This window comes from uncultured Tateyamaria sp. (assembly GCF_947497045.1).
In the GTDB taxonomy this organism is placed as follows: Bacteria; Pseudomonadota; Alphaproteobacteria; order Rhodobacterales; family Rhodobacteraceae; genus Tateyamaria.
This window is the reverse complement of the sequence record NZ_CANMEU010000009.1, coordinates 144,049-158,447: the sequence shown is the minus strand read 5'-3', so window position 1 is coordinate 158,447 and position 14,399 is coordinate 144,049. Positions and strand designations below refer to the sequence as shown.

The 14,399-nt window shown below is 61.6% G+C and carries 16 protein-coding genes; 6 read left to right on the top strand and 10 right to left on the bottom strand.

Going from position 1 to position 14,399, the window contains the following annotated elements; all coding sequences use genetic code 11:
* Positions 1-6: 6 nt before the first annotated feature.
* The 5 genes from Q0859_RS16895 to Q0859_RS16875 all read left to right on the top strand — a co-directional run bounded on the left by Q0859_RS16895 (position 7) and on the right by Q0859_RS16875 (position 6,798).
* Positions 7-1,764 (top strand): FAD-dependent monooxygenase, encoded by a 1,758-nt coding sequence (locus Q0859_RS16895; RefSeq protein ID WP_299153367.1) that lies wholly within the window; start codon positions 7-9, stop codon positions 1,762-1,764.
* 3 nt (positions 1,765-1,767) lie between these two features.
* Positions 1,768-2,640, top strand: coding sequence for an intradiol ring-cleavage dioxygenase (locus Q0859_RS16890; RefSeq protein ID WP_299153365.1), 873 nt, complete (start codon positions 1,768-1,770; stop codon positions 2,638-2,640).
* Positions 2,641-2,807: 167 nt separating this feature from the next.
* Positions 2,808-3,920, top strand: a complete 1,113-nt coding sequence (locus tag Q0859_RS16885) for an S-(hydroxymethyl)glutathione dehydrogenase/class III alcohol dehydrogenase (protein ID WP_299153399.1) — start codon at positions 2,808-2,810, stop codon at positions 3,918-3,920.
* A gap of 174 nt (positions 3,921-4,094) precedes the next feature.
* Positions 4,095-4,553: a (2Fe-2S)-binding protein gene (locus Q0859_RS16880; protein WP_299153363.1), complete on the top strand. Its 459-nt coding sequence runs from the start codon at positions 4,095-4,097 to the stop codon at positions 4,551-4,553.
* A gap of 4 nt (positions 4,554-4,557) precedes the next feature.
* Entirely contained in the window at positions 4,558-6,798 is a 2,241-nt protein-coding gene (locus Q0859_RS16875; RefSeq protein ID WP_299153362.1) for a molybdopterin cofactor-binding domain-containing protein, read from the top strand.
* 140 nt (positions 6,799-6,938) lie between these two features.
* Here the strand turns inward: Q0859_RS16875 and ureG are convergent, their stop codons facing one another.
* From ureG to Q0859_RS16860, 3 genes are read right to left on the bottom strand one after another with little or no spacing between them, the layout of a single operon-like run.
* Positions 6,939-7,565, bottom strand: a complete 627-nt coding sequence (gene ureG / locus Q0859_RS16870) for an urease accessory protein UreG (protein ID WP_299153359.1) — start codon at positions 7,563-7,565, stop codon at positions 6,939-6,941.
* Positions 7,562-8,191 carry an urease accessory UreF family protein gene (locus Q0859_RS16865; RefSeq protein WP_299153357.1) on the bottom strand — a complete coding sequence of 210 codons (630 nt, stop codon included), beginning with the start codon at positions 8,189-8,191 and terminating at the stop codon, positions 7,562-7,564. Before Q0859_RS16865 ends, ureG begins: the two co-directional genes overlap by 4 nt.
* A complete protein-coding gene (locus Q0859_RS16860) occupies positions 8,188-8,643 on the bottom strand; it encodes an urease accessory protein UreE (RefSeq protein WP_299153355.1) in 456 nt (151 codons plus the stop codon). The genes Q0859_RS16865 and Q0859_RS16860 overlap by 4 nt, the downstream gene beginning before the upstream one ends.
* A 69-nt stretch (positions 8,644-8,712) precedes the next feature.
* On the opposite strand from Q0859_RS16860, the gene Q0859_RS16855 reads away from it, so the two are divergent.
* Entirely contained in the window at positions 8,713-9,066 is a 354-nt protein-coding gene (locus Q0859_RS16855; protein WP_299153352.1) for a hypothetical protein, read from the top strand.
* Between the two features lie 30 nt (positions 9,067-9,096).
* Here Q0859_RS16855 and ureC read toward each other — a convergent pair whose 3' ends face one another.
* The 7 genes from ureC to cobF form a co-directional block, all read right to left on the bottom strand.
* Positions 9,097-10,857, bottom strand: coding sequence for an urease subunit alpha (gene ureC, locus Q0859_RS16850; RefSeq protein ID WP_299153350.1), 1,761 nt, complete (start codon positions 10,855-10,857; stop codon positions 9,097-9,099).
* A 3-nt stretch (positions 10,858-10,860) separates the two neighbouring features.
* Positions 10,861-10,998: a hypothetical protein gene (locus Q0859_RS16845; protein ID WP_299153348.1), complete on the bottom strand. Its 138-nt coding sequence runs from the start codon at positions 10,996-10,998 to the stop codon at positions 10,861-10,863.
* 170 nt (positions 10,999-11,168) lie between these two features.
* Positions 11,169-11,990 carry a cyclase family protein gene (locus Q0859_RS16840; protein ID WP_299153345.1) on the bottom strand — a complete coding sequence of 274 codons (822 nt, stop codon included), beginning with the start codon at positions 11,988-11,990 and terminating at the stop codon, positions 11,169-11,171.
* A 33-nt stretch (positions 11,991-12,023) separates the two neighbouring features.
* On the bottom strand, positions 12,024-12,329 hold the full coding sequence (locus tag Q0859_RS16835; RefSeq protein ID WP_299153342.1) for an urease subunit beta: 306 nt from the start codon (positions 12,327-12,329) through the stop codon (positions 12,024-12,026).
* A gap of 63 nt (positions 12,330-12,392) precedes the next feature.
* Positions 12,393-12,695, bottom strand: a complete 303-nt coding sequence (locus tag Q0859_RS16830) for an urease subunit gamma (RefSeq protein WP_299153340.1) — start codon at positions 12,693-12,695, stop codon at positions 12,393-12,395.
* 3 nt (positions 12,696-12,698) lie between these two features.
* Positions 12,699-13,532: an urease accessory protein UreD gene (locus Q0859_RS16825; RefSeq protein ID WP_299153337.1), complete on the bottom strand. Its 834-nt coding sequence runs from the start codon at positions 13,530-13,532 to the stop codon at positions 12,699-12,701.
* 121 nt (positions 13,533-13,653) lie between these two features.
* Positions 13,654-14,391 (bottom strand): precorrin-6A synthase (deacetylating), encoded by a 738-nt coding sequence (gene cobF, locus Q0859_RS16820; protein WP_299153335.1) that lies wholly within the window; start codon positions 14,389-14,391, stop codon positions 13,654-13,656.
* Between the last annotated feature and the right edge of the window lie 8 nt (positions 14,392-14,399).

Here is a 14,399-nt window from a genome sequence, read left to right as displayed (position 1 = left end):
CCAAAAATGGCAGATATCACCACCGACGTTCTGATCATTGGCACAGGCCCGGCGGGGTCCGCGACGGCGGCCCTGCTGTCGACCTACGGGGTCGAGAATATGGCCGTGAACCGCTATCACTGGCTCGCCAACAGCCCGCGCGCGCACATCACTAACCAGCGCACGATGGAGGTGCTGCGGGATTTGGGCGAAGAGGTCGAAGGCGAGGCGTACATGCACGCCACCGAGCAGGACCTGATGGGCTCGAACGTGTTTTGCGAAAGCCTGACGGGTGAAGAGTTGGGGCGCATCCAGACATGGGGCACCCACCCCCTCAGCCGCGCCGAACACGCGCTGAGTTCGCCAAGCAAGATGAACGATCTGCCCCAGACATTCATGGAACCGCTGCTGTTCAAGACCGCCTGCGCGCGCGGTACGCAAGCGCGTATGTCCTGCGAATACAAAAGCCATGTGGCCGATGCGGATGGGGTGACGTCGACGATCCTTGATCGGTTGACCAACCAGACATTCACTGTGCGCTCGAAATATCTGATCGGGGCCGATGGGGGCAATTCGGCGGTGACCGAAAACACGGGCCTTCCGATCGAGGGCAAGATGGGTGTTGCAGGCTCGATCAACCTGCTGTTCAAGGCCGACCTCAGCCAGCATGTCGCACACCGCCCTTCGGTGCTTTACTGGGTGATGCAGCCCGGATCAAATGTGGGCGGCATCGGCATGGGTGTGATCCGTATGATCCGCCCGTGGAACGAATGGATGGCGATCTGGGGCTATGACATCGACGGGGAACGCCCCGAATTGAACGATGACGAGGCCAAGAAGATCATCCGCGATCTGGTCGGCGACCCCGATCTTGAGATCGACATGCAGGCGATCAGCTACTGGACGGTCAATGACGCCTATGCGACCCAAATGTCCAAAGGGCGTGTGTTCATCATGGGCGACGCAGCGCACCGCCACCCGCCCTCGAACGGGCTTGGGTCCAACACGTCCATTCAGGACGCCTTCAACCTGTCATGGAAACTGGCCGCCGTGCTGAAAGGGCAGGCGGGTCCGGGTCTGCTGGACAGCTACAACGCCGAACGCGCGCCGGTTGCCAAACAGATCGTGACCCGCGCCAATCAGTCCATTGGCGAGTTCGGCCCGATCTTTGAAGCGCTTGGTCTGATTGGACATACGGATCCGGATGTGATGCAGGCCAATATGGACAGGCGCTGCGACAACACGGCCGAGGCCGAGGCACAACGCACCGCTCTGCGCAAAGCGATTGCGTTCAAGAAATACGAATTTGACGCGCACGGGGTCGAAATGAACCAGAGGTATCGCTCGGACGCCGTGGTGACGGATGGGCAGATGGAACCGGCCTTCGATCTCGATCACGAATTGCACTACCAGCCGACCACTTGGCCCGGTGCGCGCCTGCCCCATGTCTGGCTGTTTGACGCGGCGGGTAAAAAACATTCGACGCTGGATCTGACCAAAGGCGGCTTTGCCCTGCTGACCGGTTTGAACGGGCGAGCCTGGACGGATGCGGCCACCAGGGTGGCAGCCGAGATGGAGGTCACCCTGTCGGCCCATGTGATCGGGCCGCGCCAGCCGCTGGTCGATCATGTCGGCGACTGGGCTCGCGCGCGCGAAGTCGGCGAGGCCGGCTGCGTCCTCGTGCGCCCCGACCACCACGTCGCGTGGCGCAGTGAGGCGATGGCAGATGATCCCGTGGCCGAACTCACCCGCGTCTTTTCCTCAATCCTTGCAAAGGAAAGCTGAGCCATGACCACTCCTGATGGATACTTCACCGAAGAAAACTCTGCCGAGGTTGTGGCGGCGCGCACCAACACCGATAACGAACGGCTGGCGACCTGCATGGAGGCGATTGTGCGGCACATGCACGCCTGCATCAAAGAGATCGAACCGACCCAGACCGAATGGTTCGACGCGATTCAGTTTCTGACAAAGACAGGGCACACCTGCACCGACTGGCGGCAGGAGTTTATCCTGCTGAGCGATGTGCTGGGCGTGTCGATGCTGGTGGATGCGATCAACAACCGCAAACCGCAAGGGGCGTCAGAGTCCACCGTGCTGGGTCCGTTCCACCTGCCTGATGCGCCCGAGCTGCCGATGGGGTCCAACATCTGCCTTGATGGCAAGGGGGACAAGATGCTGATCCGGGGGCGTATTCTGGACACCGACGGCAACCCTGTTGATGGCGTCAAGATTGATGTCTGGCAGGCCAATGACGAAGGGTTTTATGATGTGCAGCAAAAGGGTATCCAGCCTGACTTTAACCTGCGCGGCGTGTTTCGGACAGGCTCGGACGGCGTGTACTTCTTTGAAGGGGTGAAGCCCAAGAACTATCCCATCCCCGAAGACGGACCCGTGGGCCGGTTGATGAAGGCGCTTGGGCGGCACGCGTGGCGGCCTGCGCACCTGCACTACATTCTTGAGGCGGACGGATACGATACCCTGACCACCCATATCTTTGACCCGGATGATGAATATATCCATTCCGATGCGGTGTTCGGGGTCAAGGAAAGCCTGATGGCGAAATTCGACCTGATCGAGGATGCGGCCAAAATTGCCGAGGCCGGGATGGACGGCCCCTATTTCGAAGTGGTGCACGATTTCGTTCTGGCACGGGCCTGACCTATAGACGTTCGCTTACAGTGCGCACAGAGAGGAGCCTGCCCCTGCATCGTTTGATCACCGGTCCCGGTGCGCTGATTTAATTCAGACGCGCGGCCCCTTTTGATTGACAGCGACGCCCTTGGCTGGCCTTGATGGCCACCAAAATCCAAGGAGATATGACCATGATGAGAACCCGCGCTGCTGTTGCTGTTGAAGCTGGTAAACCTCTTGAGATTATGGAGGTCAATCTGGACGGTCCCCGCAAGGGCGAGGTCCTCGTCGAGATCAAGGCGACGGGCCTGTGTCACACAGATGAATTCACCCGGTCAGGTGCCGATCCCGAGGGCATCTTTCCCGCCATTCTGGGCCATGAGGGCGCGGGCATCGTGATCGAAGTGGGCGAAGGGGTGACGACACTTGAGGTGGGCGATCATGTCATCCCGCTTTACACACCCGAGTGCCGCGAATGCGAATATTGCCTCAACCCCAAGACCAACCTGTGCCAAAAGGTGCGCGCGACCCAGGGGGCGGGGCTGTTGCCGGATGGATCGACCCGGTTTTCGATGCTCGATGGGACGCCCATCCATCACTACATGGGCTGTTCGACCTTTGCCAATCACACAGTCGTCCCGGAAATCGCGCTGGCCAAGGTGCGCAAGGACGCGCCGTTCGACAAGATTTGCTACATCGGCTGCGGCGTCACCACGGGCATCGGTGCGGTCATCAACACCGCCAAGGTCGAGATCGGCAGCCGCGCCATTGTGTTTGGTCTGGGCGGCATTGGCCTCAACGTCATTCAGGGCCTTAGAATGGCCGGTTGCGACCAAATCGTTGGTGTGGATCTGAACGATGACAAGGTCGAAATGAGCACGCATTTCGGGATGACTGATTTTGTGAACCCGTCCAAGGTCGAGGGCGATATCGTCGCGCATCTGGTCGAGTTGACGGGTGGTGGTGCGGACTACACCTTTGATGCCACGGGCAATGTGAACGTGATGCGCACGGCGCTTGAAGCGGCCCACAAAGGCTGGGGTGAAAGCATCATCATCGGGGTGGCGCCTGCGGGGGCTGAAATCTCGACGCGCCCCTTCCAGTTGGTCACGGGCCGGGTCTGGCGCGGGACCGCCTTTGGCGGTGCCAAGGGGCGCACGGACGTGCCCAGGATTGTGGACTGGTACATGGACGGCAAGATCGAGATCGATCCGATGATCACCCACAAATTGACGCTGGACGAGATCAACCACGGCTTTGATCTGATGCACGAAGGCAAATCCATCCGCGCTGTGGTCGAGTTCTGAACCTTTCTATATCGCGCAATGAAAGGCCCCCGCGTGGGGCCTTTTTTATTGGTGCCGGTGGGTGACGTCGCGGCCTTGGCACGATCTTCCATCGCTTTGGCGTAATCCGCAGGTTTTTGCTGGGGCTGCCATGCTCTATGGTTGCAGGGACAGGAATACGCTCGGAGCGCACAAATGAAACTGACCGTGAATGGTACATCCCACGACGTTGATGTCGAAGACGACATGCCTTTGCTTTGGGTGCTGCGGGATGAATTGGGCATCAAGGGTGTGAAATATGGCTGCGGTGTTGCCCAATGCGGGGCCTGCACCGTCCATATCGACGGTGTCGCAGTGCGTTCTTGTCAGACGCTTGCCGCGGATGTGGATGGCGCGGTCACGACGATTGAGGGACTTGGCACTCCCGAGGCGCTGCACGCGGTCCAAGAGGCATGGATCGCGCACCAGGTGGCCCAATGCGGCTACTGTCAGTCGGGCCAGATCATGCAGGCGGCCTCGCTTTTGTCGGACATTCCCAATCCCAGTGACGCCGATATTGACGAGGCGATGAGCGGGAACCTGTGCCGCTGCGGCACATACACCCGCATCCGGGCGGCCGTAAAAACCGCCGCCACCAAGTTGCAAAAGGTCTAAGTCCATGAATCGTATTGGAAAAATCGCGCGTCGCACGTTCCTGGTGGGCTCGGCCACGATTGTGGGCGGGGTCGCCTTTGGCTATTTCATGTACAAGCGCCCCGTGGCCAATCCGCTGTTGGATGATCTGGCCGAGGATGCCGCCGCGCTGACCCCTTATGTCAAGATCGACACCAGCGGCATCACCCTGATCACCCCGCGTGCGGACAGCGGGCAGGGGGCCTATTCGGTGCAGGCGGCCCTGATCGCCGAAGAGTTGGATGTGACGCTTGATCAGATCCGCGTTGATCCGGGCATGCCAAGCCCCGCCTATTACAACACGGCCCTCAGCGCCGAGGCGGCCCCGTTCCGCTCTACGGATGAGAGTTTTGTGGCCAATTCGGCGCGGGGCGCGATGGATGCAATGCTGAAGTTCATGGGTCTTCAGATCACGGGTGGCTCAACGACAGTGCCCGACAGCTTTGAGAAACTGCGCCTTGCAGGTGCCGTGGCGCGCGAGACGCTGAAGGCAGCCGCCGCACAGCAAAGCGGTGTGCCCGTGGGCGACCTCAAAACCGCCAACGGGGCGGTTGAACTGCCCGATGGCACGACGCTCAGCTATGTCTCGCTTGCGCCTGCTGCGGCGACCCTCGACCCGGTCAATGACGTCGCCTTGCGCAATCCCGCGACTTGGCGTCTGATCGGCAAAGAGATGGAGCGCATCGATATCGTGGCGAAATCCACAGGCACCCAAGCCTACGGAATCGACTTTGAGATCGACGGCATGGTCCATGCCAGCGTGCGCACCAATCCACGGCGCGACGGTGACATGATCCGCTATGATGCCAGCGTGGCCGAAGGCATGCGGGGCGTCCAGAAGGTGGTTTCGGTGACGGGTGGCGTGGCTGTGGTGGCCGACAACACGTGGCGCGCCATTCAGGCTGTGAACGCGATCGAGATTGAGTGGGGCGCGGCCTCCTATCCCGATAATATGGACGGCCACTGGCAGGCCTTGGCAGACAGTTTCACCGAGGACGCGCTTGATACCCGCAAGCGGGATGAGGGGGATGTGGAGACCGCCCTTGAGGGGGCGGAGGTGATTGAGGCCGAATACCGCGCGCCCTATCTGGCCCATGCCCCGCTTGAGCCCATCAGCGCGACCGTGCGCGTCACGGACGCCCGTGTGGATGTTTGGACCGGCACCCAAATCCCCCGATTTGTGCAGACCAATGTGGCTAGGATCACCGGCCATGACACCGATGATGTGCACGTCCATGTGCAAGTCATGGGCGGCAGCTTTGGCCACCGCCTTGAGGACCGTGTTGTCAGGGAAGCCGCTGAAATTGCGCTCGAAATGCGTGGTGTGCCCGTCAAGCTGACCTATTCACGCGAAGAGGACATGACCCATGACGACACCCGCCAGATCGCGATGGCGCGGGGGCGTGGGGCTGTGCGGGATGGCCGTGTTGAGGCGTACGATCTGGGCATCGCCATGCCCTCGGTCGTGGCGAGCCAAATGGGCCGCCAAGGCTTGCCCGTGCCCGGCCCCGATCTTCAGATCGTCGCCGGGGCGTGGGAACAGCCCATGTCGATCCCCAATTACCGCGTGTCAGGCTACCGTGCGCCGGAGCTGGCCCCGATCACCTCATGGCGTGCGGTGGGGGCCTCGACCAACGGGTTTTTCCACGATGTGTTTCTGGATGAGTTGATTCATGCCGCCGGCGCGGACCCGATGGAGGAACGCCTGCGTCTGTGCTGGCACGACCCGTCCCGCAAGACCCTTGAGGCGGTGGCCGAGATGTCTGGCTGGGGTGCGCCTTTGCCCGATGGAAAGGGGCGTGGTGTTGCCTTCTGCATGTCATTCGGGGTGCCCGTGGTCGAGGTGGTCGAGGTTACCAATACCGATAGCGGCATTCGTATCGACAAGGTCTGGGTGGCGGCCGAAGTGGGCACCGTCGTCGACCCCGTGAACTTCGAGAACATGGTGCAGGGTGGAATCGTCTGGGCCCTGGGTCATGCGATGAATGCCGAGGTGACCTATTCTGACGGCATGGTCGATCAGCTGAATTATTATGACTACGAGGGGATGCGCCTCTATCAGACCCCCGAGATCATGGTGCGTGGCCTTGAGAACGGCGATCATGTGCGTGGCATGGGCGAACCCATGGTGCCGCCTGCCGCTGCGGCCCTGTCCAATGCGATCTTTGCGGCCACCGGTCAGCGTATTCGCGAGATGCCCATGAACAAATTCATCGATTTCGTCTGAGGCCGGGCGCACCACAGGTGCGCCTTACGGCTTAATGATCGAATGGGGTTTTGGGTACTTTGCCCTTCGCCCGAGATTTGGGGCTCTGCCCCCGGCCTGCGGCCTCCCCCGAGGTATTTGCAGCGAAAGGAAAGACGGGTTCAGGCGCTGGTGAACCCAAGGCCCGACAAGGCTCGGATGTGGGTGATGATGTCGGCCACGCCTGTCCCGTGCCGCAGGGCTGCAAAGACAAAGGGTTTACCCGCGCGCATTCGCGTCGCGTCCCGCTCCATCACGTCGAGTGATGCGCCCACATGCGGTGCAAGGTCGATCTTGTTGATCACCAGCAAGTCCGACTTTGTGATGGCCGGACCACCCTTGCGCGGGATTTCCTCGCCTGCGGCCACGTCGATCACATAAAGGGTGATGTCCGCCAGTTCGGGAGAGAATGTGGCCGAGAGGTTGTCGCCACCGGACTCGATCAGGATCGCTTCGACCTCGGGGTGGCGGGCGCGCATCTCGGCCACAGCGGCGAGGTTGATCGAGGCGTCCTCGCGGATGGCCGTGTGCGGACAGCCCCCGGTTTCGACCCCTATGATCCGGTCCTGCGGCAGGATCTGGCGTCGCATCAGCTCTTCGGCATCTTCCTGGGTGTAGATGTCGTTTGTGATCACGCCGATGGAGTGGTCATCCTTGAGCGCGCTGGCGAGCGCGGCTGTGAGGGTGGTTTTTCCTGCTCCGACGGGTCCGCCGATCCCGATCCGCAGGGGGCCGTTGAGTTGGGTCATGTGCGAAAGATCCTCGGTTGCAGTGTTTCGTGGCGCATTGCGGTGACGTCTGCCGCAAAGGTGGCGGATGTGAGGTCGTCGAGCGTGCTGGCCATGGCTTCCTGCGCCACGTTCGTGATCGTGCCAGCCAGTTTCGCCAACACCGTTTGCCCGTCGGTCTGCCCCAGTGGCAGGCCCCGCTGTGTGGCAGATACGAGGTTGGAGGCAAAGGCGTGCAGGTACAGTGGCAATGTGTCGGCAAGGGTGATGTTCATCGCCTTGGCCGCCGCCCCGACCGCCACGGGATATGTGAGCGCCTCCAGCTTCAGCCCCCACACCGCCTGCGCCGTGTTGCAGAATGCGGCCCCCTGTTGAGTCGTTTCGAGCAGCCGTTCGGCACTTGCCGCAAAGGCGCGCGCGGTGGCATCCACATCGACAGGGTCCTCGGCGCGGTAGGCGGCCGCCAACAGGATCGCATCCGCCCGGCCCGAGCCATGCTCAAGCAGGGCCGTCAGCCAGTCCAACAGGCTGTCCGCCCCTGTGATTGCCCCATCCGTGATAGCTTGTTCCAGCCCATGCGAATAGGCAAATGCCCCAACAGGAAAAGCCGGGGACAGCCATTGCATGAGGGTTAGTGCGGGTGTCATGTGTGGCTGTGTGTGTGGTCATGCCCATGGGTGCGTCCATGACCATATGCCCCGCCCTCGGGAGTAAAGGGTTCGACCACTTCGGCGGTCTGTGCCCCGATTTTTGCAAGCATATCCGCCATCACATGATCGCGCAGGATCAAAAGCCGGGTGTCCTCGATTTGGCAGGGGGTGTGGCGGTTGCCGATATGCCAGGCAATCCGGTGCAGACTGTCGCCGGTGACGGCCAAAAGCGGTTCGGGCGCGGCATTGATGCGGATTTCACCGCCATGGGTCGTGATGAGTGCACCGCCATGATCCAGCGAGGTGGTGTGCGCCAGATCGACAAGCAGCGGGGTGCCGGAGGCGAGGGTAAGCACTTTGCGCCGCAGGAACCGATCTTCGTAGGTAAGCGAAAGGTGGTCTGCGGGCGTTGCGTGGGTATGGGGATGATAGGTTTGGGCGGTCAACATGGGACAATATCCGATTTTAGCGGGTGAGCGGTAACGAAGCGGCAAGGGTTTCATGGGTAGGGTGGTCGTATGACAGATCAGATCCCCCTCCAAAAGACGCTTGCGCGTGAACTGGTCGCGCTGCGGGCTGAACTTGCCGCACTGAAAGATCGCGAAACCCATGTCCGCCTTGCGCTATTGCATCAGGTTTCGGCGCATGTGGGTCAGCACGATATTCCGGTGGGCGACGCCGTCGTGCGGATCGAACGCAAGGCCGTTCGCCGGTTTGAGGCCAAACGTTTGCCGCCCGATATTCGCGACAATCCACGCTATGTGAGTCGGCAAACAACCACCTATGTGCGGGTGCTCGACATGCCCGCGCCTCGGGATGGTTCCGAATTCGATGTGATTGACCGCTTTGATGTGGCGCTATCGGCCACATAACGGCGCGGCTTCGAAATGTCGGATCCGTCTTCAAAACATGAAATACCGCTGCGCCATGGGCAACACCTCGGCAGGGTTGCAGGTGAGCAATTCGCCATCCGCGCGGACCTCATAGGTTTCGGGGTGCACTTCGATATGGGGCAGGGCGGTGTTGAGCATCAAGTCGGCCTTGCCAATGCCGCGGGTGTGCGTCACCGCAACCGTGTCCTTGTGCAGGCCAAGGATCTTGCCAATCCCCTCTGTCTGCGCCGCCGCAGATACGAACGTGACAGCCGAGCGTTCGACCGAGCGCCCGAAGGCCCCGAACATGGGCCGGGTATAGACCGGCTGCGGCGTGGGGATCGAGGCGTTGGGATCACCCATCTGCGCACAGGCGATCGTGCCGCCAAGCAGGACCATCTCGGGTTTGACCCCAAAAAAAGCCGGGTTCCAGAGGCATAGATCAGCGCGCTTGCCCACTTCGACGCTGCCAATCTCGTGGCTGATCCCATGGGCGATGGCGGGGTTGATCGTATATTTCGCGATATAGCGGCGCACACGCATGTTGTCGTTGTCGCCGGTTTCCTCAGGCAAACGTCCGCGCTGTTTCTTCATCTTGTCCGCCGTTTGCCAGGTGCGGATCAGCACTTCGCCCACGCGACCCATGGCTTGACTGTCGGATGCGATGATCGAAAACGCGCCCATGTCGTGCAGGATATCCTCGGCGGCAATGGTTTCGCGACGGATCCGGCTTTCGGCAAAGGCGACGTCTTCGGGGATGGATTTGTCGAGGTGATGGCAGACCATGAGCATGTCCAGATGCTCTTCGATCGTGTTCACGGTAAAGGGACGCGTGGGGTTGGTCGAAGAGGGCAACACATTTGGATCGCCGCAGATTTTGATGATGTCAGGGGCGTGCCCACCCCCGGCTCCTTCGGTGTGAAAGGCGTGGATCGTGCGCCCTTTCATGGCTGCCACCGTGTTTTCCACAAAGCCGGATTCGTTCAGCGTATCGGTATGGATCATCACCTGTACGTCCATGTCATCGGCGACTGACAGGCAGCAGTCGATGGCCGCAGGGGTAGTGCCCCAATCCTCGTGCAGTTTCAGCGCGCAGGCGCCGGCGCGCACCTGTTCCTCAAGTGCTGCGGGCAGGGAGGCGTTGCCCTTTCCCGCAAAGGCGAGGTTCATCGGAAACGCGTCCGCGGCCTGCAACATGCGGCCCAGATGCCAGGGCCCCGGCGTGCAGGTCGTCGCCAGCGTGCCATGGGCTGGGCCAGTGCCGCCGCCCAGCATCGTGGTCAGGCCGGAATGCAGTGCGTCTTCGATCTGTTGGGGGCAGATGAAGTGGATATGTGAATCGAACCCGCCTGCGGTCAGGATGCGACCCTCGCCCGCGATGGCTTCGGTGCCGGGGCCGACGATGATGTCGACGCCGGGTTGAGTGTCGGGGTTGCCCGCCTTGCCGATGGCGGCGATGCGCCCGTCGCGCAGGCCCACATCCGCCTTGTAGATCCCTGTATGATCCACGATCAGCGCATTGGTGATCACGGTGTCCAGGGCCCCTTCGGCGCGCGTGGTCTGGGCCTGCCCCATCCCATCCCGGATGACCTTGCCGCCGCCAAATTTCACCTCTTCGCCGTAGTGCAGGGCATTGCCACCTTCACCACCTGTCACCGCCGCTCCGGCCCGCTCCGCGCCCAGATCTCGTTCGACCTCGATGATCAGATCGGTGTCGGCAAGGCGCACCCTGTCGCCCACGGTGGGGCCGAACATGGCTGCGTAATCGGCGCGGGGGATGGTTTGGGGCATCGGTTACCTCTTGGTTGTTCGGGCGGGTTTGGACAGGTGGTGCGCGTTGGTGCGGGTATTTTGACGGATCGGTTTGAGGCCCGTAGCGATGAATGTCATCGGCGACAGATTGGCGGTTGTCGCTTTTGTCAGATTGGTCACGGGTGTTCTCCGTAAATGCGCTGGGTTAACATCTGCAAAGAGGCTCCGCGCACTGGTGTTCGTCACCCGCCTCGTGCCATCGGACATTTGGCGTTCTGCACATGGGCCTGACGACGCGGTCGCGCCCAAAGCACCCCCGCGCCCCCGTTTTATGGGCATCGCACGATGCACTAGACCATCGCAAAGATGCGGGCCGGGCCGCCCGTGCCGCCCACATGGTTGGGCGCACCGACCACCAATGTGGCTCCGGTCGCAGGCACCTGATCGAGACCGGCAAGGTTTTCGATCCCATATCGCCCGGCTGGCAACCATGCGTAATGCGTCGCAAAATCCGCTGAAGGGCCATGATCAAGCGACAACGTATCGACTGCCATGGCCACCGCCGTGGTCTCCTCAAGCAACATCTGTGTCGCCTCCACGTGGAAGCCCGGAAAGTGCTTCACGTCCGCATCATCATTGCCGACATAATCTGCCGCATCCCCGGACTTTGCCGCCCAGCCCGAATGCATCGCGATGCAGGCCTTGTCAGGGATCGCACCATGGGCCGCAATCCATGCCTTTAGGTCATCGGGGGTCACTTGTGCATCCCGGTTTTCTGCCGCCTTGGCCGCGATATCAATTACGCACAAGGGAACCACCAGATCAGAAACGGGGATCTCATCAACCGCTGCCCCATCTGCGGAAAAATGCAAAGGCGCGTCGATATGGGTGGCGGTGTGTTCGTTGACGCTCAGGTTCATCAGGTTGAAGCCGTGTTCGGCGAAATTGAACTGCTGCTCCATCGAAATGCCGGGCGCACCGAAAAATGTCGGAAAGTCGGGGCTGAGCGGGTGGGACATGTCAAACACACCCGCATGTCCAGCGGCCATCGCCGCAGGGGCTGCTGTCATCCCGACAGTTGCCGCTGCACCGACCGCAGCGCTGGTTTTGAAAAAGTCACGGCGCGACAGCATCCGATCTTTTACCGCATTCATCACACAAACATCACACATCGTCTGATCCTCCTCATTGGGGTGGTTTGCTGCTCAAAGCGGCCCCATGATTTTCTGGTTGAACCCAAAAATCCGCCGCGCCCCGCTGATCGGGATCAACGACACGTCGCGGGCCTGGCCGGGTTCGAACCGGACGGCAGTGCCCGCCGCAATATTCAGGCGCATGCCGCGCGCCGTATCCCGATCAAACTCAAGCGCGCTGTTGGCCTCGCCAAAGTGATAGTGGCTGCCAACCTGAACCGGGCGGTCGCCTGTGTTGGCAATATGCAGCGTGATGGCCTTGGCCCCCGCATTCAGCGTGATATCGCCCTCCGCGACAATGATCTCACCGGGGATCATAGCGGGTGATCCCCTGCTTCATCTTGCAAAATAAACTCAAATTCCAACATCTGCCGCGCGCTCCTACCTGATGGGGTTGTGGACGGTCACCAGCTTTGTGCCATCGGGGAATGTCGCTTCGACCTGAACGTCGTGGATCATTTCGGGGATGCCTTCCATGCACTGGTCACGGGTGATGATCTTGGCCCCCGCCTCCATCATATGCGCGACCGAGTGGCCGTCGCGCGCCCCTTCGACGACCGCATCGGTGATCAGTGCGATGGCCTCGGGGTAGTTCAGCCTGACCCCGCGCGCGAGCCGTTTGCGGGCCACTTCGGCGGCCATGGCGATCAGTAATTTGTCTTTTTCGCGGGGGGTCAGTTGCATGTGTCAAAGTCTCCAGCACAGGGGCAGGGTGCCACCTGTCAGATGGTCAAGAACGGGCAGCAGATGGCGGCGCAGGTCATAGCCGGTCGGGGTCAGACAGCGCATCACCAACACATCATCGGCCAGCAGACTGGCACCGCCGGTGGCGGGCAACAGCGCGCGGACCGGCTCGATCTGGGCGCAGGCATCGGGGGACACCAGTGTGAGGGTGACCATTGCGCTTGCCCCGTTGCCGGTGGCCGCGCCCGCCATCTGCGCGCTCATGTTCCCGCGCATCCGCCATGCGTCCTGCACCAGCGGCTTACCGTTGCGCGTGATCAGGATGTGATCGTGCATCTGGCCGTGCACGGTTGTTTCGCCCATGGCGATCCGCCCCAGACACAGCGGTTCAACAATCAAGGCGCGCCCGGTGGGCACCACCTCGCAGGTCAGGTGACGATCCAGCGCGCATCCGTCAAAAATCAGGGTTTCCTGCGGCAGCCACCACAAGGTCGCCCTTGCCTCAACTGACAAACGGGTGCGTATCTGGCCCACGAGGCCGGGCTGGGCGCGATAGGCCCGCTCGCAGGCCTGCGTCGTCAGCGTCAGGTGTGTGCTGGCCTGCGCCTTTGCGGTGATGTCAAATCGGTCCCCGCCCGTCACCCCTCCGGAGGTGTTCAGCAAAACGCCGGTCATACCGCGTGTCGCGCGCGGAAAGACCGCCTTGGACGCCCCCTGCTGATAGAGATCATCCAGCACGGTGCGCGCGCCATCCGCCTTGGTCGACAGGCGCAACGTCCCGACGGCGCGGGGTTGGGTCTGTGTCGGATGAGCAGTGATAGGTGTCAGGGCAGTCATGGACAACTTGGGCAGCGTTTACCGATTGATATGAGCATTCTGTGACCCGCAGCGCCAGCCCTGCCATCAACATGGGTGCTTTTACGTGATTTTCTGCCTGTTTTTCAGGCAGATGGAATGCTCAACTCCGCACCCGGCGCAGCAGGTAGGTGTCCATGATCCAGCCATGTGCCGCCCGTGCCGCCGCGCGCTTGGCGATGATCTGCTCTGTGATGTCGGGCAGACGGCCAGCGGCCAGCACCTGTTCCTCCATCCCCAGATAGGCCCCCCACCAGATGTCATACGCACCTTCAAGGTCCTGAAATGCGCAAGCGCCATCCAGCATCACAACCAAGGTCTCGCACCCGTCCGGCCAGCCATGGTCGCGCAGCTGCCGCCCGGTTGAAATGGTGACGGGTCCGTTCAGCGTGTTGAGCGGGATGGCATGCGCCGCAGTGAGCGCCTGAATGGATGTGATGCCCGCGATTACTGTGATCCGGGGTGCCGGATCCAGCCGCGCCGCAATCCGCAGCGTGCTGTCATAAAGCGACGGATCGCCCCACACCAACAGCGCGATGCGCCGCGCGTTCGGGTGCTGCGCGATGGTATCCGCCCAAATCACGGCAATCTCGTCATGCCACGCATCGACCCGCGCGAGATAGGGTTTGCTCTCGTCCCGCACGGGCATATCAAACATCGCGACCGTGGCGTCACCCCGCACGGTGTCGATGATCTGTGTGCGCAGATCGGCCAGATCGGATTTCCCCGCCCCCTTGTTGGGCACCAGAAACAGGTCGGCTTGCGCGATGGCGTGCCGGGCCTCACCCGTCAGGTGGTCCGGGTTGCCTGTGCCGATGCCGATCAGGAACAATTCGATCATGGCACCAA

Bases quoted from the DNA above. Each gene is read 5' to 3' on its own strand.
- Q0859_RS16875 (WP_299153362.1), top strand. From the start codon at position 4,558: ATGAATCGTATTGGAAAAATCGCGCGTCGCACGTTCCTGGTGGGCTCG.
- Q0859_RS16880 (WP_299153363.1), top strand. From the start codon at position 4,095: ATGAAACTGACCGTGAATGGTACATCCCACGACGTTGATGTCGAAGAC.
- Q0859_RS16835 (WP_299153342.1), bottom strand. From the start codon at position 12,329: ATGATCCCCGGTGAGATCATTGTCGCGGAGGGCGATATCACGCTGAAT.
- Q0859_RS16895 (WP_299153367.1), top strand. From the start codon at position 7: ATGGCAGATATCACCACCGACGTTCTGATCATTGGCACAGGCCCGGCG.
- Q0859_RS16865 (WP_299153357.1), bottom strand. From the start codon at position 8,191: ATGACACCCGCACTAACCCTCATGCAATGGCTGTCCCCGGCTTTTCCT.
- ureC (WP_299153350.1), bottom strand. From the start codon at position 10,857: ATGCCCCAAACCATCCCCCGCGCCGATTACGCAGCCATGTTCGGCCCC.
- cobF (WP_299153335.1), bottom strand. From the start codon at position 14,391: ATGATCGAATTGTTCCTGATCGGCATCGGCACAGGCAACCCGGACCAC.
- Q0859_RS16860 (WP_299153355.1), bottom strand. From the start codon at position 8,643: ATGTTGACCGCCCAAACCTATCATCCCCATACCCACGCAACGCCCGCA.
- Q0859_RS16825 (WP_299153337.1), bottom strand. From the start codon at position 13,532: ATGACTGCCCTGACACCTATCACTGCTCATCCGACACAGACCCAACCC.
- Q0859_RS16885 (WP_299153399.1), top strand. From the start codon at position 2,808: ATGAGAACCCGCGCTGCTGTTGCTGTTGAAGCTGGTAAACCTCTTGAG.
- Q0859_RS16890 (WP_299153365.1), top strand. From the start codon at position 1,768: ATGACCACTCCTGATGGATACTTCACCGAAGAAAACTCTGCCGAGGTT.
- Q0859_RS16830 (WP_299153340.1), bottom strand. From the start codon at position 12,695: ATGCAACTGACCCCCCGCGAAAAAGACAAATTACTGATCGCCATGGCC.
- ureG (WP_299153359.1), bottom strand. From the start codon at position 7,565: ATGACCCAACTCAACGGCCCCCTGCGGATCGGGATCGGCGGACCCGTC.
- Q0859_RS16855 (WP_299153352.1), top strand. From the start codon at position 8,713: ATGACAGATCAGATCCCCCTCCAAAAGACGCTTGCGCGTGAACTGGTC.
- Q0859_RS16840 (WP_299153345.1), bottom strand. From the start codon at position 11,990: ATGTGTGATGTTTGTGTGATGAATGCGGTAAAAGATCGGATGCTGTCG.